The following is a 22218-nucleotide window of genomic DNA, read 5'->3' on the forward strand; positions in this document are numbered from 1 at the left end:
TTTCCTGTTGTCGGGTGTGTCCATGAAGCGCTTGTTCCTGTCCGCCGTCCTGCCTGTCATGGCGGCTTCGCTGTCGGGCCAGGCGCATGCCGAGTCGGTCAAATCGCCCGAACGCGACAAGAAGTTCTTCAAATCGGTGGAAGGCTCTTGGGTCGGCCCGGGAGAAATCGTCGCCGGCAAGTACAAGGGCACCAAGTTCACCTGCAACTTCACCGGCTCGACGCCTGATGGCAAGGTCGGCATGTCGCTTGACGGCGGCTGCCGTGTCGGCGTGTTCACCCAGAAGATGTCGGCCACCGTCGAGCAGGCAGGCCGCAGCGGCTATCGTGGCACCTTCATGGATGGCTCGGAAGGCAAGGGCCTCGACATCATCTCGGGCAATGTCGTCGATGGGCGCAAAGTCATCCTGTCGCTGAACCGAAACCAGCTCAACGGCGTCATGCAGGCCCGCGTCCCGGACGAAAATTCGATGCATGTCACTGTATCGGTGCGGGTCGACAAGCAGTTGGTTCCGGTGATCGGCATGAAGCTGTCGCGCGTCGACGGCGCCGCCATCGGTGCCATCGCGAAGAACTAGGCCTGTCAGTTGGCAATGAAAAAGGGCGGAGCCATCGGCACCGCCCTTTCTGATTCTAGCTACGCAATCAGCCCTTGATGGCCGCCAGAAGGTCGTCATAGGCCTTGCAGGCATCTGCCTGATCGGTCGAGCCGGAGTATTTGGAAGCGACTTCCTGCACTTTGGCAGTCAGTTCAAGCGCCTTGGCCGGGTCCTTCGTCACCGCTTCCTGGAGAGCAGCGGCAACCTCCTGGCCCTTCTTGGCCAGAGCTTCAGTGGTGCACTCCGGAGCTTTCGAGCAGGCCGAAAGGCCTAGTATGGTGACACCGAGTACGGTAAACAGAACAGTTCTCATTTCGATCCTCTCCTCGCAGCCGGCAGAGAGTGCTGGCGGCAGTTCAACCAGATACTGGCCGAGACCATGCACGCCTTAGCGGCGGCCGATGGGGTGCGCAATGGATGGTTGCCGGGCTGATGCCCCCTCGCGCTACTTTGGTCGCCTTTCAGATGCATTGCAGACTGATGGGCTGTTCGCGAGCCTTCGAAACACCTATCTTTGCGTTTCCCAACTGCGGCCGATGCCGCGCAGCCACGAGGATCGTGAGGACGTATGGCGGCAGAGGCATCGGGCGTAGAGCTGGTTCATGTGGTGGCGCTCCTGACCGCCGGCGTCGTCTCCGTTCCCATTTTCAAGCGCTTCGGGCTCGGCTCCATCCTCGGCTATCTCTCCGCCGGCCTCGTCATCGGCCCGTTTGGGCTTGGCGTCTTCACGGAAGCTGAAACCATCCTGCATGTCGCCGAACTCGGCGTCGTGATGTTTCTGTTCATCATCGGCTTGGAGATGCAGCCCTCGCGGTTGTGGGGCCTGAGGCGCGAGATCTTCGGCCTCGGCGCGTTGCAGGTGGGCCTGTGCGCCCTGCTGCTGACCAGTGTCGGTCTCGTGACCGGGTTTTCGGTGTCGCAATCCTTCATCGCCGGAGCCGGCTTCGTGCTGACGTCCACGGCAATCGTCATGCAACTGCTCGAGGAACGCGGCGAGATCGCGACGCCCAAGGGACAGCGCATGGTCTCCATCCTGCTTCTCGAAGACCTCGCCATCGTCCCCCTCCTGGCTCTGGTCGCCTTCCTCGCGCCTGTGACGCCGACCGACCACGGCACTGGCTGGGCCGGAAGGTTCGCCGAGATCGGCATCGGCGTCGGCGCCATCGTCGGGCTGGTCTTTGCCGGGCGCTACCTGCTCAACCCGCTGTTCCGGATATTGGCAGAATCGCGCGCCCGCGAGGTGATGACCGCCGCCGCCCTGCTCGTCGTGCTCGGTTCGGCGCTGGCGATGCAACTCAGCGGCTTGTCCATGGCGATGGGTGCCTTCCTGGCCGGCGTGTTGCTGTCGGAATCGACTTTCCGCCATCAGCTCGAAGCCGATGTGGAGCCGTTCCGCGGCATCCTTCTCGGCCTGTTCTTCATGGCCGTCGGCATGTCGCTGGACTTGGAGGTGGTCGCCAAGAACTGGGGGATGATCGCCTTCTACGTCGTTGCCTACATGGCGATGAAGGCCCTGGGAATCTACATGGTCGCCCGCATCCTCAGGACTGGACATCGCGAGGCGCTGGAACGCGCTGTTGTCATGGCGCAAGGCGGCGAGTTCGCCTTCGTGCTCTATTCCTCGGCGCTCGCCGTCGGCATCATCGACGGCGAGGCAAATGCGATCCTCACCGCCATCATCATCATCTCGATGGTGCTCACCCCATTGGCAATCTCCGTCCTGCGCCGCCTGGCCCCGCGCGACGAGCAATCGCTTGAGGGCGTCGACGTGGCGGTGGAACTCAGCGGCAGCGTGCTGATCATCGGTTTCGGCCGCTTCGGCCAGATCGTCAGCCAACCGCTGCTGCTGCGCGGCGTCGACGTGTCGATCATCGACAACGACGTCGAGATGATCCAGGCGGCCGGCGATTTCGGCTTCAAGGTCTATTACGGCGACGGCACGCGCCTCGATATACTGCATGCGGCCGGCGCCGGTCGGGCGCGCGCGGTACTCATCTGCGTCGACAAGGAAGACGCCGCGGTACGCATCGCCGAGCAGATGAGGGCGGAGTTCCCGCTGGTGCCGGTGCTCGCCCGGGCCTTCGACCGCGGCACCGCCATCCAGCTGATCCGCGCCGGTGTCGACTACCAGCTTCGCGAGACGTTCGAATCGGCCTTGCTCTTCGGTGGAACGACGCTCGAACGCCTTGGCGAGGACCCCGACGACGTCGCCGAGGTGATCGAGGAAGTGCGCAACCGCGATGCGGCACGCCTCGAAATGCAGATCGCCGGTGACATCCAGTCGGGCCGCGACTATCTGCAGGGCAACATTCCGGAGCCGGTGCCGACGCCCCTCGCTCCGCCGAGGCGCAGCGCCAAGGCGCTCAACGAGGAAGCCGCTGACGCGCTCAGCAAGAAAGCCATCGAGAAGACGGAGAGGTACTAATGAGGATTCAAGTGGACAGGCGGCGCGCGACCGAAGTCGTGACCTTCTGGCGCGAGGCCGGCGCTGAAAAATGGTTCTACAAGGACGAGATGTTCGATGCCGAGTTCCGCGAGCGGTTCGGTGACCTGCACATGGCAGCCGCCAAGCGCCAGTGCGACCACTGGTCAGAGGACGCCGAGGGCGCGCTGGCGCTGATGATCCTGCTCGACCAGTTCCCGCGCAATTGCTTCCGCGGCAGCGGCCACATGTATGCCACCGATCCACTGGGCCGATACTATGCGCGCAAGGCCATCGAAGTCGGCCATGACATGGCGACTGAAGCGCCGATCCGCGTATTCTTCTACCTGCCCTTCTCGCATTCCGAGACGCTGGCCGACCACGACATTCCGATGGAACGCTCGACAGCACTCGGCGGTGACTTCATGAAGTTCGCCATCGGCCATCGCGACATCGTCGCCCGCTTCGGCCGATTCCCGCACCGCAACTACATCCTCGGCCGCGAATCGACTCCGCAGGAACTGGCTTTCCTGGAAAGCGGCGGTTTCTCGGGCTGATCCGTCATAGCTCCAGTCGCATCAATGGCCGGCCGGGCTTGCGCTCGGCGGCACGGGCGAAGCCGGCTTTCTCGAACACGCGGGTTGAGCCGACATAGAGGCCTACCGAGCGCGAATCCTTCGACTGGTCCATCGGGCAGGCTTCGAGTACGCGCGCACCCGACCGGCGGGCGAAATCGATGCCGGCACCGACCAGGCCGTGCGTCAGCCCCTTGCCGCGCGCCTTGCTGCGAATGAAGAAGCAGGAAATCGCCCAGACAGCAGGATCGGCTGCGTCGCCCGGTTCCAGCGGCGCGGACCCCCTGCCCGCATTGTTGAATTCGGGCACGTCGGCACGCGGGCCGATCTGCATCCAGCCGATGGCTTGCCCGTCCTCGAATGCAAGCAGGCCCGGCGGCGGGCCGGCGTCGATGCGTGCTTTAATGTGATCCTTGTTGCGTTCGCGATTGTTCTCGCGACGTGCTGCCGGCGTGCTGCCGGCGGCTGCCTGAAATAGGTGCACCAGCAACCGTAGCAGGCGCCCTGCTTGCCGAACAGATCCTCGAATTGAGGCCACAGGTCGGACGTGAGCGGCAAGATGGCAACAGACATAGAATGCTTCCCCTCGGCGGCCTTGTCGGGACGGTTTGGCTGACATAAAATCGCGTTCGTTCTCTTTATGTTCGCAGCGAAGGCAATGCCTGTCAACGATCCCAGCCACGGTTTCTGCCGCGACTGCCTCGCCCTTCAACGTGGTGGGGGCCCGCGTTGCCATGCCTGCGGCAGCCCGCGCCTGCTGCGCCATCCCGAACTCTACAGGCTCCATCTTGCCCATATCGACTGCGATGCGTTTTATGCAGCGGTGGAGAAGCGGGATAACCCCGCACTGAAGGACAAGCCGGTGATCATTGGTGGCGGCAAGCGTGGAGTTGTCTCGACCGCCTGCTACATCGCCCGCATCCACGGAGTGCGCTCGGCGATGCCGATGTTCAAGGCGCTCGAAGCCTGTCCCGAAGCCGTCGTTGTAAAACCGAACATGGAAAAATATGTCCGTGTCGGCCGCGAGATCCGTTCGATGATGCAGGCGCTGACCCCACTGGTCGAACCGCTCTCGATCGACGAGGCTTTTCTCGATCTCGCCGGCACAGAGAAACTGCATGGCCTGCCGCCAGCGCTGGTGCTCGCGCGCTTCTCAAGCGCGGTGGAGAAGGAGGTGGGCATCACTGTTTCCGCTGGGCTCTCCTACTGTAAGTTCCTGGCCAAAGTCGCGTCCGACTTTCGCAAGCCGCGCGGCTTTGCGGTGATCGGCGAGGCCGAGGCCGTCGGCTTCCTCGCCGAGCAGCCGGTGACGATGATCTGGGGTGTCGGCAAGGCATTCGCCGCCACGCTCGAGCGCGACGGCATCCGCAGCATCGGCCAATTGCAGCGCATGGATCGCGGCGACCTGATGCGCCGCTACGGCACCATGGGCAGCCGCCTCTACCATTTGTCGCGCGGCCAGGATGATCGTGTGGTCTCTCCCGACCACGAGGCAAAAAGCGTTTCGGCGGAAACGACCTTCGACAGCGACCTCGCCTCGTCGGCCGATCTGGTGCCGGTGTTGCGCGCGCTTTCGGAGAAGGTTTCGGCACGCCTGAAGAAGGCAGGAATTGCCGGGCGCACCGTGGTGCTGAAGCTCAAGACCCAGGATTTCAAGACCAGGACGCGCAATCGCCAGCTAGCCGATCCGACGCGGCTTGCCGACCGCATCTTTCAGACCGGCATGCACCTGCTCGACAAGGAAACCGACGGCACCAAGTACCGACTGCTCGGCATCGGCGTCAGCGACCTCTCCGATGACGAGCGCGCCGATCCGCCGGATCTCGTCGATGTCGGATCGCACAAGCGCGCACTTGCAGAGGGAGCCATGGATGCGCTGCGCAACAAGTTCGGCAGCAAGGCAGTCGAGACAGGCTATACCTTCGGCAAGGGCCGCAACGCGCATCCGCCTGAAGCCGTGGACGATTGAGGTTCCGCGAGCACGGCGGCCAAGCGAATCCGATTGCCAAGCAAGCCACGAAAAATATCCTGCCTGAGTGTCGATCTCATCCACCATTGCTCGTCTAGTCGATGCAAGGAAAGTTCGGCAGCAGTTGCCGCGCCGCAAAGCCAGGGAGACTGAAGATGCGTTTCATGATCGTCGTCAAAGCCAGCAAGGATTCCGAGGCCGGCGTCATGCCGCCGGCGGAGATGATCTCCGCCATGGCCGACTATCACGGGGAACTGGCCAAGGCCGGCGTGCTGCTCGATGGCAGCGGCCTTCAGCCAAGCTCCAAGGGCTGGCGGATCAACTGGAGCGGCGGCAAGAAGACGGTGACCGACGGCCCCTTCGCCGAGACCAAGGAACTCATTGCCGGATACACCATCATCCAGGTCAAGACGCGCGAGGAAGCGATAGAGTGGGTCAACCGCTTTCCCAACCCCCAGATCGGGGACGGCGAGATCGAGATTCGCCAGATGTTCGAGCTCGAGGACTTCGAGCCCAGCGAAGGTATTGAACGCTTCCGCGAAATGGGCATCGCGCAAGACAAATAGCAGATGGCCGCAAACGACCACCCCTCGGCTACATCGTCGCAAGGATCCGACGCCAACGACAACGTGGCCAGGAGCCGTGAGACACATCGCGCCATCGAAACTGTGTTCAGGATCGAGAGGGCCCGGATCATCGCCGCGCTGACCCGTTTCGTCCGCGACGTCGGGCTTGCCGAGGAGTTCGCCCAGGACGCGCTGATCGCGGCGCTCAGGCATTGGCCGGAGACCGGCGTCCCCGACAGGCCCGGTGCCTGGCTGATTACCTCGGCCAAGCGGCGCGCCATCGATCATTTCCGCCGCGCCAGAATGGCCCAAGGCAAGATGGCGCTGCTCGGCGCCGAGGCGGAAGCCGACAGCCTGGTCGAGCAGCCGAACCTCGACGACGATCTCGGCGACGATCTTCTGGGACTGATGTTCGTCGCCTGCCATCCGGTCCTGTCGACAGAGGCGCGGGTGGCGCTGACCCTGCGCCTCGTCGGCGGCCTGACCACCGAGGAAATCGCGCGCGCCTTCCTCGTCTCGGAACCGGCCATGGCGCAGCGCATCGTCCGCGCCAAGCGCAGCCTTGCCCAGTCCCTGGCCGCGTTCGAACTGCCTTCCGGTCCGGAGCGCGCCGAGCGCCTCTCGTCGGTGCTGGAAGTGCTCTACCTCGTCTTCAATGAAGGCTACTCCGCCACCAAGGGCGAAGACCTGATACGGCCGCAGTTATGCAAGGAGGCCATGCGCCTGGGCCGCATCCTCGCCGGAGTGGCACCCGGCGATGCGGAAGTGCACGGGCTAGTGGCGCTCATGGAGCTCCAGGCTTCGCGCCTGGCTGCGCGAACCAGTAGCAATGGCGAGCCGATTTTGCTGCTGAACCAGAACCGCGCCCGCTGGGACCGGCTGCTGATCAAGCACGGGCTGGCAGCTCTCGAGAGGGCCGAAGTATCGGCTGTGCGGCCCGGTCCTTACACCCTGCAGGCAGCCATCGCTGCCTGCCATGCACGGGCAGGCACGGCTGACGAAACCGACTGGGTCAGGATTTCAGGCCTCTATTCGACTTTGGCGGCCCTTGCCCCTTCACCGGTCATCGAACTCAACCGGGCCATGGCACTCGCCATGGCCTTCGGCCCGGCATCCGGTCTGGAACTTGCCGACCAACTCGCGCACGAGCCGACACTGCGCAACTATCACCTGGTGCCCAGCGTGCGCGCCGACCTATTGATGAAGCTCGGCCGCCTCGCCGAAGCACGCTGCGAGTTCGAACGCGCCGCCGCCCTCACGCAAAATGAACGCGAGCGGGCGATGCTGCTCAGGCAAGCAAGCGCCTGCCTGGGCCACGGAGCCTAGGCCCTCTGAACCGAAACGACGTTGCCGACATTGTCGATCACGCAATTGAAGCGCTGGCCGCTGGCATTGAGTTCGACCTGATAGCGCGTGGCGTCGATCAGGGCCGAGCCGATGGGCAGAACGGTGTTGGCGTCCACGCCAGCCGAGGTCGCTGCAGCGCTTGCGCAGGTCAGTTGCAGGTCGGCCGGGGCTGTTTGAACAGCCGTGCGTGCCATATCCTGCGGCTCGGGGGCAGTTGAAGTGCAGCCGGTCAATGAAACAGCCGCCAGGGCAGCAAGCCCGACAATGCATTCTGTTCGCACGCTCAGTTTCCCCCCTTGGACACAGTGGCCTTCGCCGGTCCGGGCAGCGGTCCGGTCAACCGCCCCGGTCAAACACCCTTGTAAAGTGCAGCCCCCTGCATCAGCACCACGACCTTTGCACCGACCTGAACCTGCGCGTGCAGGTCGACGATGTCGTCATTGTTCATGCGGATGCAGCCCGACGAAACGTCGAGTCCGATGGTCCAGGGTTCGGGCGTACCATGGATGCGGTAGATGGTGTCCTGGTCGCCCTGGTAGAGATAGAGCGCCCGCGCGCCGAGCGGGTTGTCGGGGCCGCCGGGCATGCCGCCGGCAAACTTGGCCGCGTTCGGGTCGCGTGCCACCATCTCGGCTGGCGGCGTCCAGGTCGGCCATTCCGCGGAGCGCCCCACCCTGAGGATACCGGCCCAGCCGAACCCTTCGCGGCCGACGCCGATGCCATAGCGAACGGCCCTCAGGCCCGGCAGCACGAGATACAGGAAATGCTGGTTGCCATCGATGATGATCGTGCCCGGCTTCTCGGCGGTTCTGAAGGTCACGATCTGTCGGCGAAATGCCTCGGACACCTGGTTGTGGGCAGCGTAGTACTGCCGGGCCTTCTTGCGGTCGTAGTTGATCCATTTATGCGTCTTCGGATCGAAGATCTGCGTTCCGTCGGCCAAGGCCGTGGTCGCCAAGGTCGCCGCGGCAATCGCAATCGCTAATGCCCGTCCTGTCGACCCGCCACCGAAAGCCCGTTTCAGTGATGCCTTCATCGACCTGCTCTCCGATGCGTTTCCAACTCCGCCATCATTTCTGCAGCCACGCCTTGATGCGGTCCGGATGGCTCGCCAGCCATTGCTGCGCGTAGTCGGAAGGATCCTTGCGCTCCACCTAGAGCGCGTAGCTCATCTCCACGACCTCCTGCGTCGTGAAATCGATGCGGTCGAGAATCTTCGCCGCATCGGGCAGGCGTTTCGCAAATTCGGCGGCATATCCTATGCTGAAATGCGAGCGATCCCAGGCAACGGGGGCTTGCGATTTCGACAGCCAGAACGGATCCTCGGAAGGCAGAACCACGTTCCATTTGGCTGGATCATGCGCAGGCTCGTTCAGCCGGACGATGTCGCGCAGCCCGAAGACGTGGTGCGGACTGTAACAGTAGAAAACGATCGGCCTGTCAGTGGCGACAGCCGCATCGACCGCCGACATGCCCACTTCCTCGGGCATCTCCAACAGCGTCATGCTTTCGGCGTAGCCATAGCTCTTGGCCCGTATCCGCTCGATGTCCGTGGACGACCAGGTGACATCGCCGATCCAGATTTCGCCCTTGCCATCGCCATTGGTGTCGAACACGGCGGACTTCTTGGGATCGGCCAGGTCGCTCACGTCGCGCACGCCATAATCGTCAAAGGTCTTGCGGGTGACGCACAGGCCTTGCGTGGCGTCGACACTGTGCGGGCTCAGCCTCACCGTGCCCCGCTCGGCGCTGTACTTCTTGACCAATGAATCGAAGTTGGGCTGCCAGACCTCGGGGTGGACATCGACCGTGCCCGCATCGAGCCCGTTGAACGCGATCAGCATTCCCATCTCCTGCACGTCGACTTGGAGATGCAGGCCCTGTTCAAGCGTGTATTTGATGATGTTGGCGCTCGCCTGGCCGGAAGGCCAATTCGGCATCGCAACCACAAGGTCAGCAGCCGATACGCGCAGGGCGCTCGCTGCCAGTACAATTGCCGCGACAGCAACACACGAAGAAGTTTTCATCTTCACCGGCAGCCTCGTTTCCGCTGCCAATCAGCATGATTTCTTCCATATACAGTGTCAATGCCGCCCGGATCGACCTTGGACAACGACCAAGGCTGGCATCTACTGCCGATCGTCTAGACCAGTTCGACCTCGACGACCCCGGGCACTGCACGCATCGCAGAAGCGATGGACGGCGTGATGCGATAGCGGTTCGGCAATTCGATCTCGATCTCGCCCTGCGCCTCGCCCTTGAGCACGATAAAGCTCACCTCGCCTTCGCCGCGCACCGTCAGATGGTTGGACAGCGTGCCGAGCGGGGCAGCGTCGCGGACGAAGATGCGCAGTGTCTTTTGCACCCGGCTCGCCTCGTCCTCCAGCAGCTGCACCGTCTGGATGCGCAGACTGACGGCTTCGGGCCGGTCTTCGGCCGCAACCGTGATCACCACCGATTTGCCGGGCTCGCAGAGATCGCGGTACTGCGCCAGCGTTTCGGAGAACATGACCGCCTCAAACTGGCCGGAGACGTCGGAGAACTGGACGATGCCCATCTTGTTGCCGGTCTTGGTCTTGCGCTCCTGCTTGGTCGTGACCGTACCCGCCAGCCGCCCGGCGGTCGCCCCGCGCTTCACCGCGGCGGCAAAGTCGCCCCAGTTCTGCACCCGCATCTTTTCCAGCGCCGTCTTGTATTCGTCGAGCGGGTGGGCCGAGAGGTAAAAGCCGACGACCTGGAATTCGCGATGCAGTCGGTCAGCCGCCAGCCAGGCGTCCGCCTGCGGCAAATGCAGAACCGGCGCCTGCCCGGAAAAAGCACTGCCGAAAATGTCGGATTGTCCGATCGTGGCGTTCTCATGCGCCAGCGAAGCAAGGCCCATCATACGTTCCATGCCTGCCATCATTGCCGCGCGCTCATGGCCGAAGCAGTCAAGCGCGCCCGCCATGATCAAGCTTTCGAGCACACGCTTGCCGACGATCTTCGGATCGATCCGCTCGCAGAAATCGGCGAGGCTGGCAAAAGGCTTTTCGGCCCGCTTGGCGACGATGTGGTGGACGGCGGCTTCGCCGACGCCCTTGATGGCGGCCAGCGAGTAGAAGATCTTCTTTTCGCCGACCTCGAAGTCGCGAAAACTGGTCATCACGGACGGCGGCACGACCTCGATGCCGAGGCGCATGGCGTCCTGTCGGAAGTCGTTGAGCTTGTCCGTGTTCGACATATCGTAGGTCATCGAGCCCGCGAGGAACTCGACCGGGTAGTGCGCCTTGAGATAGGCCGTCTGGTAGGAGACGATGGCGTAGGCTGCAGCGTGCGATTTGTTGAAGCCGTAGTCGGCGAACTTCGCCAAAAGATCGAAAATGGAGTTGGCCTGCGGCTTTGAGACGCCCTTTTCCACCGCACCGGTGACGAAGCGCTCGCGCTGCTTGTCCATCTCGGCGCGGATCTTCTTGCCCATGGCGCGGCGCAGAAGGTCGGCTTCGCCTAGCGAATAGCCAGACAGCTCCTGGGCGATCTGCATGACCTGCTCCTGGTAGACGATGACCCCTTGGGTCTCCTTCACCAGATGGTCGATCATCGGATGGATCGAGGCGATCTCCTCGTCGCCATGCTTGCGGGCGTTGTAGGTCGGGATGTTCTCCATCGGGCCGGGGCGATAGAGCGCCACGAGCGCAATGATGTCCTCGACGCGGTCGGGCTTCATGCCGATCAGCGCCTTGCGCATGCCCGCACTTTCAACCTGGAAGATGCCGACCGTCTCGCCGCGCGACAGCATGGCGTAGGTCAAGGGATCGTCGAGCGGGATCAGCGCAAGGTCGATGTCGACGCCGCGACGGCTGATGAACTGTAGCGCCTTCTGCAGCACGGTCAGCGTCTTGAGGCCGAGGAAGTCGAACTTCACCAGCCCCGCCTGCTCGACATACTTCATGTTGAACTGGGTGACCGGCATGTCCGAGCGCGGGTCTCGGTACATCGGAACCAGTTCGGACAGCGGCCGGTCGCCGATGACGATGCCGGCGGCGTGGGTCGAGGCGTGGCGGTAGAGCCCTTCGAGCTTCTGTGCCATGTCGAGCAGGGTCTGGACGATCGGCTCGCGCTCGGCCTCCTCGGCGAAGCGCGGCTCGCCCTCGATCGCCTGGGCCAGCGTAACAGGATTGGCCGGGTTCTGCGGCACCATCTTGCTCAGCTTGTCGACCTGGCCGTAGGGCATCTGGAGCACGCGGCCAACGTCGCGCAGCACCGCGCGCGCCTGCAGCGTACCAAAGGTGATGATCTGGCCGACCTGGTCGCGGCCATACTTGCCCTGGACGTAGCGGATCACCTCTTCGCGCCGGTCCTGGCAGAAGTCGATGTCGAAGTCGGGCATCGAGACGCGGTCCGGATTGAGGAAGCGTTCGAACAGTAGCGAGAAACGCAGCGGATCGACGTCGGTGATGGTCAGCGCATAGGCGACGAGCGAACCGGCACCCGAACCACGGCCGGGCCCGACGGGGATGCCCTGCATCTTGCCCCATTTGATGAAGTCGGCGACGATGAGGAAGTAGCCAGGGAACTTCATGCGCTCGATGATGCCGAGCTCGTATTCCAGCCGTTCCTTGTATTGCTCGGGCGTGTAGCCGTCCGCCAGTCCGCGCGTCTCGAGCCGCATGGCGAGGCCGTCATGCGCCTGGCGCGTCAGTTCCGCCGCCTCAGCCGCCACTGCAGCGGCGGCGTCGGCGATGTCGCCGCCGGTGAAGCGCGGCAGGATCGGATTGCGGTTCTTGGGATAGTACGAGCAGCGACGCGCGATCTCGACCGTATTGTCGATCGCCTCAGGCAGATCGGCAAAAAGCTCCGACATCTCCTTCTGCGACTTGAGAAAATTGTCGGGCGTCAGCCGGCGCCGATTGTCTTCGGCGACCACCGAGCCTTCGGCGATTGCGATGAGTGCGTCATGCGCCTCGTAGTCGGCACGCGCGGGAAAGAAGGCCTCGTTGGTGGCGACCAGTGGCAGGCGATGGCGATAGGCCAATTCGATGGTGGCAGCCTCGATGCCGCGGTCGTAGCTGGCGAGGCGTTCAAGCTCGACATAGAGCCGATCTGCGAACATCGCCTGCAAGGTGAGCAGACGGCTCTCGGCGAGCGCAGCGTGATCGCTCTTGATCGCCGCTCCGACCGGTCCGCGCGGCCCGCCGGTCAGGCAGATGATGCCATCGGCCAGATTGCCGAGCCAGTCGAGCTTGGCGTGCACTGGCTCGCCGTTCGGCGTGTCGAGATACATGCGGCTGACCAGGCGCACGAGGTTTGCGTACCCCTCCTCGGTCGCGGCAATCAGCACGATCGGGAAGAGGTCGAGTGCCTGCTTCCAGCCCTGGCCGCGCTGGGCGTTGTCGCCACCATCGGCGAAGTCGATATCGACCTGGCAGCCGATCAGTGGCTGGACACCGTCCTTGGTCGCCTTCTGGGCAAATTCCAGCGCACCGAAAAGGTTGTTGCTGTCGGCGACGCAGATCGCCGGTGCGGCGTCCTTCACCGCATGGCCGACGACCTTGCCGAGCGGCAACGCGCCTTCGAGCAGCGAATAGGCGGAGTGGACGCGGAGATGGATGAAAGTCCGCGCGGAAACCTCTGGCTTTGCTTCCATTTTCAGCGCTTCACGCTTGAGGGGATCGCGTGGCGGCCGTTCACTCGACATCGAATCGTCTGCCCTTTCAGGGATGCTACGTCGCCCACATTCGGTCACGCGCGTAGCCATGTCCATCCTGCAAGGGGTCGCGCCGGCAACCGGTTGTGGAGTACCATGTCGGTTGCAGCATCGCGAGCACTTGCGATGGCCTTCATGGTTGATCGCCTACGCAAAACCTGAAACCTTGCCCCCGAACTTTTGCCCTCTGCATACTCGAGAAGGAAGACCACCATGAAAACCCGCGCCGCCGTAGCCGTTGGAGCCGGAAAGCCGCTCGAGATCATGGAGGTGGACCTTGAAGGCCCGCGCGAGGGCGAGGTGCTGGTCGAGATCAAGGCAACCGGCATTTGCCACACCGACGAGTTCACGCTGTCGGGCGCCGATCCCGAGGGCATCTTCCCAGCCATCCTCGGCCATGAAGGTGCGGGCGTCGTTGTCGATGTCGGCAAGGGCGTGACCTCGCTCAAGAAGGGCGACCATGTCATTCCGCTCTACACGCCCGAATGCCGCTCGTGCCCGTCGTGCCTGTCGCGGAAAACCAACCTCTGCACCGCCATCCGCGCCACCCAGGGCCAGGGCCTGATGCCCGACGGCACGAGCCGTTTCTCCATCGGCAAGGATAAGATCTTCCACTACATGGGCTGCTCGACCTTCTCGAACTTCACCGTGATGCCCGAGATTGCACTCGCCAAGGTCAATCCGGACGCCCCGTTCGACAAGATCTGCTACATCGGCTGCGGCGTGACGACGGGCATCGGTGCGGTCATCAATACGGCCAAGGTCGAGATCGGCGCGACGGCGATCGTCTTCGGTTTGGGCGGCATCGGCCTCAACGTCATCCAGGGCCTGCGCCTCGCCGGTGCCGACATGATCATCGGCGTCGACATCAACAATGACCGCAAGGCCTGGGGCGAGCGCTTCGGCATGACCCATTTCGTCAATCCGAAGGAGGTCGACGGCGACATCGTTCCCTATTTGGTCAACATGACCAAGCGCGGTGCCGACCAGATTGGCGGTGCCGACTACACCTTCGATTGCACCGGCAACACCACGGTGATGCGCCAGGCGCTGGAATCGTCGCATCGCGGCTGGGGCAAGTCGGTCGTCATCGGCGTCGCAGGTGCTGGCCAGGAAATTGCGACGCGTCCGTTCCAGCTGGTCACCGGCCGGACCTGGATGGGCACGGCCTTCGGCGGCGCCCGCGGCCGCACCGACGTGCCGAAGATCGTCGACTGGTACATGGACGGCAAGATCCAGATCGACCCGATGATCACCCACACGCTCAAGCTCGAAGACATCAACAAGGGCTTTGACCTGATGCATGCCGGCGAGAGCATCAGGAGCGTCGTCGTCTACTGATCCTGTTCGAGACAACCGCACCGCCCAGATGGCGCGGTTGTCCCCTGTCGCAGCCGCAAGCCTTGCGACCTCGTTGCCGAAATGACACTGAAATGACCGACAACATGCCCATCATCTATGTGGACGCCGACGCCTGCCCGGTGAAGGCGGAGGCCGAGAAGGTCGCCGACCGACTTGGGCTGGTGGTCACCTTCGTGTCGAACGGAGGACTGCGTCCTTCCCGCGACCCAATGGTCCGCCATGTCGTCGTCTCCAAGAGCGCGGACGCGGCCGACGACTGGATCGTCGAGAATGCGCGCGCCAACGATATTGTCGTGACCGCCGACATTCCGTTGGCAGCAAGAACCGTTGCGCTCGGCGCATATGTGCTGGGCCCCACCGGCAAACCGTTCACACCCGAGACCATCGGTATGGCGGTGGCGATGCGCGACCTCAAGCAGCATCTGCGCGAAACTGGCGAAAGCAAGGGCTACAACGCGTCCTTCGCGCCACAGGATCGCTCGCGTTTCCTCGGAGCACTTGACCAGATCGCGCGACGCGCGCTCCAGTCAGTACGATCTGCCGGAGGAACGACAGCGTGACGCAGTTTCCCAGACATTTCGCCTTCCTCGCCGGCGCCGTCGTCGGCCTCGCCGCGCTTGGAATGGCGTTGGTGCTACGACATCCGCTGAGCTACGCGATCGGCGCCAACGCTTTTTTCGCTACCTACATCTTCTTGGTACTAATGGAGATGCCGAGCTTGACGGCCGACTTCCTGAGCAGGCGTGCCCAGCAGGCAGACGAACCGGTCTGGATCATCTTCCTGGTGACAGCGGCGATCGCATGCGTGGCGGTCGGGTCGCTTTTCCTGCTGATGAACGCGAAGCAGGTCCATCATCCCTTCTGGCTTGCCTTCTCGGTCACATCGCTGCCGCTTGGCTGGTTCACCATCCACTCGATGGCGGCCCTGCACTATGCCCGCCTCTACTGGAAAGGCGACAAGAAGGCCGAGGCCACCTCAACGCGCGCCCGCAAGCCAGTAGGCGGCCTGCTGTTCCCCGGAACCGAGAGGCCGGTCGGCTGGGACTTCCTCTATTTCGCGGTGGTCATCGGCATGACGGCGCAAACGGCCGATACCAACATCTCAAGCACCCAGATGCGCGCTGCCGTGCTTGTGCATTCCATCGTATCGTTCTTCTACAATACCGTCATCGTCGCGGCAGCCGTCAATCTCGTCGTGTCGTTAGCCAGCTGAACGGTCCCGCGATCACGCGAATATCATCGCAGCGCTGAAACCGAAGCCAATAGGGCCGCGTAATTTCCTCTGAAAGGGCGCAAGATTGCGTCCCGCCGTGGCCAAGGCCAGCGGAGGACGATTGCGATGGATAGTTCTGAACGAAATACGCAAACTGCCGACGGAGAACCGCAGGCCGCATCGCAAGGCGAGTTGATCTACCGCCAAGCCGGCTGGACCCGCCTCACCCACTGGATCTGGGCGATTTCGCTGTTCTTCCTGCTGCTCAGCGGTCTGCAGATCTTCAACGCACATCCAGCACTCTATATCGGCAAGCAGTCAGGATTCCAGTTCTCAAACGACGTCCTGGCTATTGGCGCTGAAGATACCGACGATGATTCAATTGGCTACACCGATCTCTTCGGTCATCGAGTCAACACCACGGGAATTCTCGGCCTGTCCGGCCCCGAGGACGAACAGAGCGAGCGGGCCTTCCCGTCCTGGGCGACGATCCCCTCCGGGCAAGATCTTGCCACCGGGCGGGTGGTGCATTTCTTCTTTGCATGGGTGTTGTCGGCCACGCTTTTGGTGTGGCTCATCGCCAGTGCCGTGAACGGGCATCTGCGTCGCGACCTTGCGCCCCGAGCAGAGGATTTTCGCCGCCTGCCCCACGACATCACCGATCACATCAGGTTCAGGTTCCACCATGACCGCGACTACAACACGCTGCAAAAATTCGCCTATGGCGGCGTCCTGTTCGTGCTCTTGCCACTGATGATCCTGACCGGGCTCACCATGTCGCCAAGCATGGATGCGGCCGTGCCGTTCCTCACCGACCTCTTCGGTGGGCGGCAGACGGCGCGCACGATCCACTTCGCCACCATGGTACTGATCGTCTGCTTCTTCATCATTCATATCCTGATGATCGTCGCTGCAGGGCCGATCAACGAACTGCGCTCGATCATCACCGGCTGGTATCGCACCGATCCGCTGCCACCTGAGCGTCCCACCGAAGGGAGCGACTGACATGCCGAAGTTCCACATAACCCGTCGCCGCTTCCTCACCGCCGCCACGCTCGGCATCTCGGGCGCCGCCCTCTCCGGCTGTGACGCCTTCGACTTCCTGCAGGACCGCGACAACGGCGTGCGCAACTTCCTCGCCAAGGCCAACGACCTTACCTATCACGCGCAACGCCTGCTCGCCGGACGCGATACGCTAGCCCAGGAGTTCACCCAGGCAGACATACGCCAGCCGCAGCGTCCGAACGGCGTGACCGCGCCGGACGATCCTGTCTACCAGCGGCTTTTGTCGAACGACTTTGCGGATTGGCGGCTGGAGGTGGCGGGGCTGGTGGAAAGGCCGTTGTCGTTGTCGCGGCAGCAACTCATGGATATGCCCCCGCGCACCCAGATCACCCGCCATGACTGCGTCGAGGGCTGGAGTTGCATTGCCAAATGGACCGGCGTTCCGCTGTCGTTGGTGCTCGACCAGGCTGTGGTGAAGCCGCAGGCGCGTTATGTCGTGTTCCACTGTCTCGACACGATCGAACGCGACCTGTCCGGAGAATACAAATATTACGGCTCGGTCGACCTGATCGACGCCCGCCATCCACAGACGATCCTGGCCTACGGCATGAACGACATGCCTCTGCCGGTCGAGAACGGCGCGCCGCTGCGCGTGCGGGTCGAGCGTCAACTCGGCTACAAGATGCCGAAATACCTCAAGAGGATCGAGCTGGTCGACAGCCTCGGCGCCATGGGGCTCGGCAAGGGCGGCTACTGGGAAGACCGCGGCTACGACTGGTACGGCGGCATCTGAGAAGCGGGATAACCCGACAGCAATCACGTGACAAAGCACCGTGCTTGGGCTAATGACGACTTGTCGAGGGCCTTTGCGGGCTCTACCTGTTTGCGGGAGAGAACAGCGAAAGCTGTCGCCGAAGGGGAAATCGCCCGAAATCTCTCAGGCAAAAGAACCGTAGACGGGATAGACACTCTGGAAAGTCGGGACTTCGATCCCGCGCCGAAGGTGTAAGCACAACCGACAGAGTTCCGGTTGCGCGAGTCTCTCAGGCTTCAGACAGAGGGGCACGGACTGGCTGCAATTAGCGGCCGATTGCGTGCGACTCTGGAGATGACATGACGGGCGACACCACCAACCAACTTCCACTTGCAGATCTTCACACCGCCGCTGGCGCGCGCTTTGGCGCTTTCGCCGGCTGGAACATGCCGCTGACCTACCCCGCCGGGGTGATGAAGGAGCATCTTCACACCCGCGAGCATGTCGGCCTGTTCGACATCTCGCACATGAAGCTGTTCGTGGTCAGCGGCCCCGGCGCCGCCGACCTCATCAACCGCGCCTGCCCGCTCGATGCCGCAGCACTTGAGTTCAAGCAGTCGAAATACACCTTCTTCCTTACCGAGACGGCCGGCATCGTCGACGACCTGATCATCACCAGGCTCGGCGACGAACGCTTCATGGTGGTGGCCAACGCCGGCAATGCCGCCGCCGACGAGGCGCATCTGCGCGCGCTGGCCAAGGATTTCGATGCCAGTGTCGAGCCGCTCGACCGCGTCTTCGTGGCGATTCAGGGACCCGAAGCGGCAGCTGTTATTGAAAAGGCCGGCATTGCCACCGACCAACTCTTCTTCATGCAGGGCTTTGAGCCACGCGCCGACTGGTTTATGAGCCGTTCGGGTTATACCGGCGAGGACGGTTTCGAGATCGGCCTGCCGGAAGCCGATGCGCGCGAACTGCTGGGCAAGCTGCTTGCCGACGAGCGCGCCATGTGGATCGGCCTCGCCGCCCGCGACAGCCTGCGCCTCGAAGCGGGCCTTTGCCTGCACGGCAACGACATCACGCCTGACACCAACCCGGTGAGCGCTGGCCTGATGTGGGCGATTCCCAAGGACCTGCGCGCCGAGGGCAAATTCATTGGTGCTGCCGCGCTCGCAAAGATCCTTGCCGTGGGCGCCACGGAAAAGCGCGTCGGGCTGAAGCCTGAGGGACGCCAGCCGGTGCGCTCGGGCGCCGAATTGTTCGACGCCGAAGGCAACCCTGCCGGTCGCGTCACATCGGGTGGCTTCGGCCCCTCGGCAGGTCATCCGGTCGCCATGGGCTATGTTTCCACCCCGCTCGCCAAGGCTGGCACCCGCCTCTTCGCCGACGTGCGTGGCACCAAGGTGCCTGTCGACGTACACGCCCTTCCCTTCACGCCGCATCGCTATCGCAAAGGATAATTTCCATGACCACGACCTACTTCACCGAAGACCACGAGTGGATCCGCGTCGAGGGCGACATCGCCACCGTCGGCATCACCGACTACGCCCAAGAACAGCTTGGCGATCTCGTCTTCGTCGACCTGCCTGAGGCTGGCCGCAAGGTCGCCAAGGGCGACGTCGCCGTCGTCGTCGAGTCGGTCAAGGCCGCTTCTGATGTCTACGCCCCGGTCGACGGCGAGATCGTCGACGCCAACGGCGCGCTGTCGGCCGATCCGGCGCTCGTCAACAACGCCGCCACCGGCGACGGCTGGCTCTGGAAGATGAAGCTCGCCAATCCGGCACAGCTCGAAGGCCTCATGGACGAGGCCGGCTACAAAGCGCATATCGGTTGACAGGATCGCCAGGATGACCACTGCACCTTATCCCTTCTCGGCTCGCCATATCGGGCCACGCGCGGCTGATACCCGCGTCATGCTCGCCGCGCTCGGCGTACCCTCGGTGGAAACGCTGATCTCGCAGGCCGTGCCGAAGTCGATCCGGCTCGACCGCCCGTTGGCACTTCCCGCGCCCGCGACCGAGCACGAGGCTCTGGCCGAACTCGGCGAGAAGATGGGCCGCAACAAGGTGCTGAAAAGCTTCATTGGCGCCGGCTATCACGGCGTCAATGTGCCGCCGGTCATCCAGCGCAACCTGTTCGAAAATCCCGCCTGGTACACGGCCTATACGCCCTACCAGGCGGAAATCAGCCAGGGCCGCCTGGAACTGCTGTTCCACTTCCAGACGCTGGTCGCAGAACTGACCGGCCTGCCCGTCGCCTCCGCCTCGCTGCTCGATGAAGCAACCGCCGTGGCCGAAGCCGTGGGCATTGCGCTGCGCCATCACCGCGACAAGCGCAGCCGCGTCGCCCTTGCCGGCGTGCCCCACCCGCAGGTCCTCGACGTTGTCCGCACCCGCGCCGAACCGCTCGGCACCGAGATCGACGGCGAGACCATCGACGACAATACCGCTGCCCTGATCGTCTCCTGGCCCGACACCAACGGCGTCTATGGCGACCACAAGGCCGCGATCGAGAAGGCCAAGGCCTTGGGCGCGCTGGTGATCTTCGTTTCCGATCCGCTCAGCCTGACCGTCACCGATACCCCTGCCAGCCTCGGCGCCGACATTGCCACGGGCTCGATGCAGCGCTTTGGCGTGCCGATGGGCTTTGGTGGCCCGCACGCTGCCTATTGCGCCGTCTCCGACAAGCTGACCCGCCTGATGCCGGGCCGCCTCGTCGGCCAATCGGTCGACAGCAAGGGCCGCCCCGCCTATCGGCTTGCCTTGCAGACGCGCGAGCAGCATATCCGCCGCGACAAGGCCACATCCAATATCTGCACGGCACAGGCCCTGCTCGCCAACATGGCGGCATCCTTCGCCATCTGGCACGGCGCCGCCGGCCTGCAGGCGATTGCCGAGCGCGTCCATACGCTGGCGAGCCGCCTCTCCGAAGGCCTGAAGGCTGCCGGCCTCAGCGTGCTCGGCGCCCAGCGCTTTGACACTGTCACTGTCGAGGTCAAGGGCAAGGCGGAAGCCATCGCCACCGAGGCAGAGAAGACCGGCCGCCTGCTGCGTGTCATCGACGCCGACCATGTTTCGGTCGCCTTCGACGAGACCTCGACGGACGCGGATCTCGATGCGATCGCAGCACTGTTCGGTGCCAAGGCGCCTGCCGAGGCCAAGCGTTCGCTGCCGGGCAAGCCGCGTGGCAAGGAGTTCCTGACCCAGCCGGTGTTCCACGAAAACCGCTCGGAAACGGACATGATGCGCTTCCTGCGCAGGTTGGCAGACAAGGATCTCGCGCTCGACCGTGCCATGATCCCGCTCGGCTCCTGCACCATGAAGCTCAATGCGGCCGCCGAGATGATGCCGGTCAGCTGGCCGTCGGTCGCCAATCTGCACCCCTTCGCGCCTAAGTCGCATTCGCTCGGCTATCGCGCGATGACCGACGATCTCGAAGCCTGGCTGTGCGAGATCACCGGCTTCGATGCTGTCAGCCTTCAGCCAAATGCCGGCAGCCAGGGCGAATATGCCGGGCTTTTGGCCATCCGCCGGTATCATCTGTCGCGCGGCCAGACCCAGCGCAACATCTGCCTGATCCCGTCGTCTGCGCATGGCACCAACCCGGCCAGTGCTGCGATGGCTGGCATGGAAGTGGTGGTCGTGCACTGCCTCGACGACGGCGACATCGACGTCGCGGATCTCAAGGCCAAGGCCGAGCAGCATGCCGACCGGCTGGCGGCGCTGATGTTCACCTACCCCTCGACGCATGGCGTGTTCGAAGAAGGCGCGCGCGACATCTGCGAAATCGTGCACTCGCATGGTGGCCAGGTCTATTTCGACGGCGCCAATCTGAACGCGATGGTCGCACTTTCGCGTCCGGCGGACATCGGCGCCGACGTCTGCCACATGAACCTGCACAAGACCTTCTGCATTCCGCATGGCGGCGGCGGCCCCGGCGTCGGCCCGATCGGCGTCAAGGCGCACCTTGCACCTTTCGTGCCCGGTCACGTCGACGCAGGCAGCGACCACGCGGTTTCGGCAGCCCCCTTCGGCAGCGCCTCGATCCTGCCAATCACCTGGATGTACATCCGGATGATGGGCGCTTCGGGCCTCAAGCAAGCTACCGAGCAGGCGATCCTCAACGCCAACTACATCGCCACCAAGCTCGAGGCGCACTATCCGGTGCTGTTCAAGGGCAGGAACGGCCGTGTCGCGCATGAGTGCATCCTCGACACGCGTGTCCTGAAAGACCGCGCCGGGATCACCGTCGAGGATATCGCCAAGCGGCTGATCGACTACGGCTTCCACGCTCCGACCATGTCGTGGCCGGTTGCCGGCACGCTGATGGTCGAGCCGACCGAGTCCGAGCCGAAGCGCGAGATCGACCGTTTCTGCGAGGCGATGATTGCCATCGCCAACGAAGCGGCGAAGGTCGAGAAGGGTGAATGGCCGAAGGACGACAATCCGCTGGTCAATGCCCCGCACACGGCGACCGAAGCGCTGGCAGTCGAGTGGGCCCACCCCTACTCGCGCCTCGAAGCGGCCTATCCGGGCGGCGATCCCGACACGACGGCCAAGTACTGGTCGCCAGTGTCGCGCATCGACAACGTCGCAGGCGACCGCAACTTGGTCTGCGCCTGCCCGCCGCTTGACGCCTATCTCGGCGCCGCCGAATAGTGACGTAAGACTTGAAAGCGCCGGAAAGCCGCGTTACGCGGTTCTCCGGCGCTTTTGCATTTGTAC

Annotated in this window: 19 protein-coding genes, 1 pseudogene and 1 riboswitch; of the genes and pseudogenes, 14 read left to right on the forward strand and 6 right to left on the reverse strand. The window is 63.5% G+C overall.

The annotated features are described in order from the left end of the window. Positions 1–22: 22 nt before the first annotated feature. Positions 23–577, forward strand: a complete 555-nt coding sequence (locus ABSY17_RS14440; RefSeq protein WP_378951902.1) for a hypothetical protein — start codon at positions 23–25, stop codon at positions 575–577. A gap of 67 nt (positions 578–644) precedes the next feature. On the opposite strand, the gene ABSY17_RS14445 is transcribed toward ABSY17_RS14440, so the two are convergent. Beyond that, entirely contained in the window at positions 645–911 is a 267-nt protein-coding gene (locus tag ABSY17_RS14445) for a hypothetical protein (RefSeq protein WP_378951905.1), read from the reverse strand. A gap of 255 nt (positions 912–1166) precedes the next feature. Here ABSY17_RS14445 and ABSY17_RS14450 point away from each other — a divergent pair, with 255 nt between their 5' ends. Next, positions 1167–3023, forward strand: a complete 1857-nt coding sequence (locus tag ABSY17_RS14450; RefSeq protein WP_378951908.1) for a monovalent cation:proton antiporter-2 (CPA2) family protein — start codon at positions 1167–1169, stop codon at positions 3021–3023. Beyond that, the gene (locus ABSY17_RS14455) at positions 3023–3577 is read left to right on the forward strand and encodes a DUF924 family protein (RefSeq protein WP_378951911.1); all 555 of its coding nucleotides are present in this window, start codon (positions 3023–3025) and stop codon (positions 3575–3577) included. Before ABSY17_RS14450 ends, ABSY17_RS14455 begins: the two co-directional genes overlap by 1 nt. A 4-nt stretch (positions 3578–3581) precedes the next feature. Here the strand turns inward: ABSY17_RS14455 and ABSY17_RS14460 are convergent, their stop codons facing one another. Continuing rightward, positions 3582–4079 (reverse strand): GNAT family N-acetyltransferase, encoded by a 498-nt coding sequence (locus ABSY17_RS14460; protein WP_378952691.1) that lies wholly within the window; start codon positions 4077–4079, stop codon positions 3582–3584. Between the two features lie 156 nt (positions 4080–4235). Between ABSY17_RS14460 and ABSY17_RS14465 the strand changes: the two genes are divergently transcribed. The 3 genes from ABSY17_RS14465 (at position 4236) to ABSY17_RS14475 (ending at position 7456) form a co-directional block, all read left to right on the forward strand. After that, on the forward strand, positions 4236–5564 hold the full coding sequence (locus ABSY17_RS14465) for a DNA polymerase IV (protein WP_378951914.1): 1329 nt from the start codon (positions 4236–4238) through the stop codon (positions 5562–5564). Positions 5565–5719: 155 nt separating this feature from the next. Continuing rightward, positions 5720–6130 carry a YciI family protein gene (locus ABSY17_RS14470; protein WP_378951917.1) on the forward strand — a complete coding sequence of 137 codons (411 nt, stop codon included), beginning with the start codon at positions 5720–5722 and terminating at the stop codon, positions 6128–6130. Between the two features lie 3 nt (positions 6131–6133). Next, entirely contained in the window at positions 6134–7456 is a 1323-nt protein-coding gene (locus ABSY17_RS14475; protein WP_378951920.1) for an RNA polymerase sigma factor, read from the forward strand. On the opposite strand, the gene ABSY17_RS14480 is transcribed toward ABSY17_RS14475, so the two are convergent. From ABSY17_RS14480 to dnaE, 4 genes and pseudogenes are all read right to left on the reverse strand, one after another. Continuing rightward, positions 7453–7671 (reverse strand): hypothetical protein, encoded by a 219-nt coding sequence (locus ABSY17_RS14480; protein ID WP_378951923.1) that lies wholly within the window; start codon positions 7669–7671, stop codon positions 7453–7455. The two genes, ABSY17_RS14475 and ABSY17_RS14480, sit on opposite strands and share 4 nt — an antisense overlap. Before the next feature lie 155 nt (positions 7672–7826). Then, on the reverse strand, positions 7827–8513 hold the full coding sequence (locus tag ABSY17_RS14485; protein WP_378951926.1) for a L,D-transpeptidase: 687 nt from the start codon (positions 8511–8513) through the stop codon (positions 7827–7829). 34 nt (positions 8514–8547) lie between these two features. After that, positions 8548–9504: pseudogene (locus tag ABSY17_RS14490) on the reverse strand (glycine betaine ABC transporter substrate-binding protein). 116 nt (positions 9505–9620) lie between these two features. Then, positions 9621–13100, reverse strand: coding sequence for a DNA polymerase III subunit alpha (gene dnaE, locus ABSY17_RS14495; RefSeq protein ID WP_378952694.1), 3480 nt, complete (start codon positions 13098–13100; stop codon positions 9621–9623). Positions 13101–13373: 273 nt separating this feature from the next. On the opposite strand from dnaE, the gene ABSY17_RS14500 reads away from it, so the two are divergent. The 8 genes from ABSY17_RS14500 (at position 13374) to gcvP (ending at position 22152) form a co-directional block, all read left to right on the forward strand. Continuing rightward, positions 13374–14501 carry an S-(hydroxymethyl)glutathione dehydrogenase/class III alcohol dehydrogenase gene (locus ABSY17_RS14500; RefSeq protein WP_378951929.1) on the forward strand — a complete coding sequence of 376 codons (1128 nt, stop codon included), beginning with the start codon at positions 13374–13376 and terminating at the stop codon, positions 14499–14501. Between the two features lie 104 nt (positions 14502–14605). Then, positions 14606–15082 (forward strand): YaiI/YqxD family protein, encoded by a 477-nt coding sequence (locus ABSY17_RS14505; protein WP_378952697.1) that lies wholly within the window; start codon positions 14606–14608, stop codon positions 15080–15082. 62 nt (positions 15083–15144) lie between these two features. Next, positions 15145–15735, forward strand: a complete 591-nt coding sequence (locus tag ABSY17_RS14510) for a DUF1345 domain-containing protein (RefSeq protein WP_378952700.1) — start codon at positions 15145–15147, stop codon at positions 15733–15735. 126 nt (positions 15736–15861) lie between these two features. Then, positions 15862–16740: a cytochrome b/b6 domain-containing protein gene (locus tag ABSY17_RS14515; RefSeq protein ID WP_378951932.1), complete on the forward strand. Its 879-nt coding sequence runs from the start codon at positions 15862–15864 to the stop codon at positions 16738–16740. A gap of 1 nt (position 16741) precedes the next feature. Further along, the gene (locus tag ABSY17_RS14520; protein WP_378951935.1) at positions 16742–17533 is read left to right on the forward strand and encodes a molybdopterin-binding protein; all 792 of its coding nucleotides are present in this window, start codon (positions 16742–16744) and stop codon (positions 17531–17533) included. Positions 17534–17616: 83 nt separating this feature from the next. Then, positions 17617–17703: riboswitch (glycine riboswitch) on the forward strand. Positions 17704–17853: 150 nt separating this feature from the next. Further along, positions 17854–18954: a glycine cleavage system aminomethyltransferase GcvT gene (gcvT, locus tag ABSY17_RS14525; protein WP_378951938.1), complete on the forward strand. Its 1101-nt coding sequence runs from the start codon at positions 17854–17856 to the stop codon at positions 18952–18954. A 5-nt stretch (positions 18955–18959) separates the two neighbouring features. Further along, a complete protein-coding gene (gene gcvH, locus ABSY17_RS14530; RefSeq protein ID WP_378951941.1) occupies positions 18960–19328 on the forward strand; it encodes a glycine cleavage system protein GcvH in 369 nt (122 codons plus the stop codon). Between the two features lie 13 nt (positions 19329–19341). Beyond that, positions 19342–22152 (forward strand): aminomethyl-transferring glycine dehydrogenase, encoded by a 2811-nt coding sequence (gene gcvP, locus ABSY17_RS14535; RefSeq protein WP_378951944.1) that lies wholly within the window; start codon positions 19342–19344, stop codon positions 22150–22152. Positions 22153–22218: the final 66 nt, after the last annotated feature.

Origin of the sequence: Mesorhizobium sp. ANAO-SY3R2 (assembly GCF_042466635.1) — a bacterium.
GTDB lineage: Bacteria > Pseudomonadota > Alphaproteobacteria > Rhizobiales > Rhizobiaceae > Aminobacter.

What these genes read in the sequence shown, in the direction of transcription:
- ABSY17_RS14440 (WP_378951902.1), top strand. Translation starts at nt 23, where the DNA reads ATGAAGCGCTTGTTCCTGTCCGCCGTCCTGCCTGTCATGGCGGCTTCG.
- ABSY17_RS14445 (WP_378951905.1), bottom strand. Translation starts at nt 911, where the DNA reads ATGAGAACTGTTCTGTTTACCGTACTCGGTGTCACCATACTAGGCCTT.
- ABSY17_RS14450 (WP_378951908.1), top strand. Translation starts at nt 1,167, where the DNA reads ATGGCGGCAGAGGCATCGGGCGTAGAGCTGGTTCATGTGGTGGCGCTC.
- ABSY17_RS14455 (WP_378951911.1), top strand. Translation starts at nt 3,023, where the DNA reads ATGAGGATTCAAGTGGACAGGCGGCGCGCGACCGAAGTCGTGACCTTC.
- ABSY17_RS14465 (WP_378951914.1), top strand. Translation starts at nt 4,236, where the DNA reads ATGTTCGCAGCGAAGGCAATGCCTGTCAACGATCCCAGCCACGGTTTC.
- ABSY17_RS14470 (WP_378951917.1), top strand. Translation starts at nt 5,720, where the DNA reads ATGCGTTTCATGATCGTCGTCAAAGCCAGCAAGGATTCCGAGGCCGGC.
- ABSY17_RS14475 (WP_378951920.1), top strand. Translation starts at nt 6,134, where the DNA reads ATGGCCGCAAACGACCACCCCTCGGCTACATCGTCGCAAGGATCCGAC.
- ABSY17_RS14480 (WP_378951923.1), bottom strand. Translation starts at nt 7,671, where the DNA reads ATGGCACGCACGGCTGTTCAAACAGCCCCGGCCGACCTGCAACTGACC.
- ABSY17_RS14485 (WP_378951926.1), bottom strand. Translation starts at nt 8,513, where the DNA reads ATGAAGGCATCACTGAAACGGGCTTTCGGTGGCGGGTCGACAGGACGG.
- dnaE (WP_378952694.1), bottom strand. Translation starts at nt 13,100, where the DNA reads ATGGAAGCAAAGCCAGAGGTTTCCGCGCGGACTTTCATCCATCTCCGC.
- ABSY17_RS14500 (WP_378951929.1), top strand. Translation starts at nt 13,374, where the DNA reads ATGAAAACCCGCGCCGCCGTAGCCGTTGGAGCCGGAAAGCCGCTCGAG.
- ABSY17_RS14505 (WP_378952697.1), top strand. Translation starts at nt 14,606, where the DNA reads ATGCCCATCATCTATGTGGACGCCGACGCCTGCCCGGTGAAGGCGGAG.
- ABSY17_RS14510 (WP_378952700.1), top strand. Translation starts at nt 15,145, where the DNA reads ATGGCGTTGGTGCTACGACATCCGCTGAGCTACGCGATCGGCGCCAAC.
- ABSY17_RS14515 (WP_378951932.1), top strand. Translation starts at nt 15,862, where the DNA reads ATGGATAGTTCTGAACGAAATACGCAAACTGCCGACGGAGAACCGCAG.
- ABSY17_RS14520 (WP_378951935.1), top strand. Translation starts at nt 16,742, where the DNA reads ATGCCGAAGTTCCACATAACCCGTCGCCGCTTCCTCACCGCCGCCACG.
- gcvT (WP_378951938.1), top strand. Translation starts at nt 17,854, where the DNA reads ATGACGGGCGACACCACCAACCAACTTCCACTTGCAGATCTTCACACC.
- gcvH (WP_378951941.1), top strand. Translation starts at nt 18,960, where the DNA reads ATGACCACGACCTACTTCACCGAAGACCACGAGTGGATCCGCGTCGAG.
- gcvP (WP_378951944.1), top strand. Translation starts at nt 19,342, where the DNA reads ATGACCACTGCACCTTATCCCTTCTCGGCTCGCCATATCGGGCCACGC.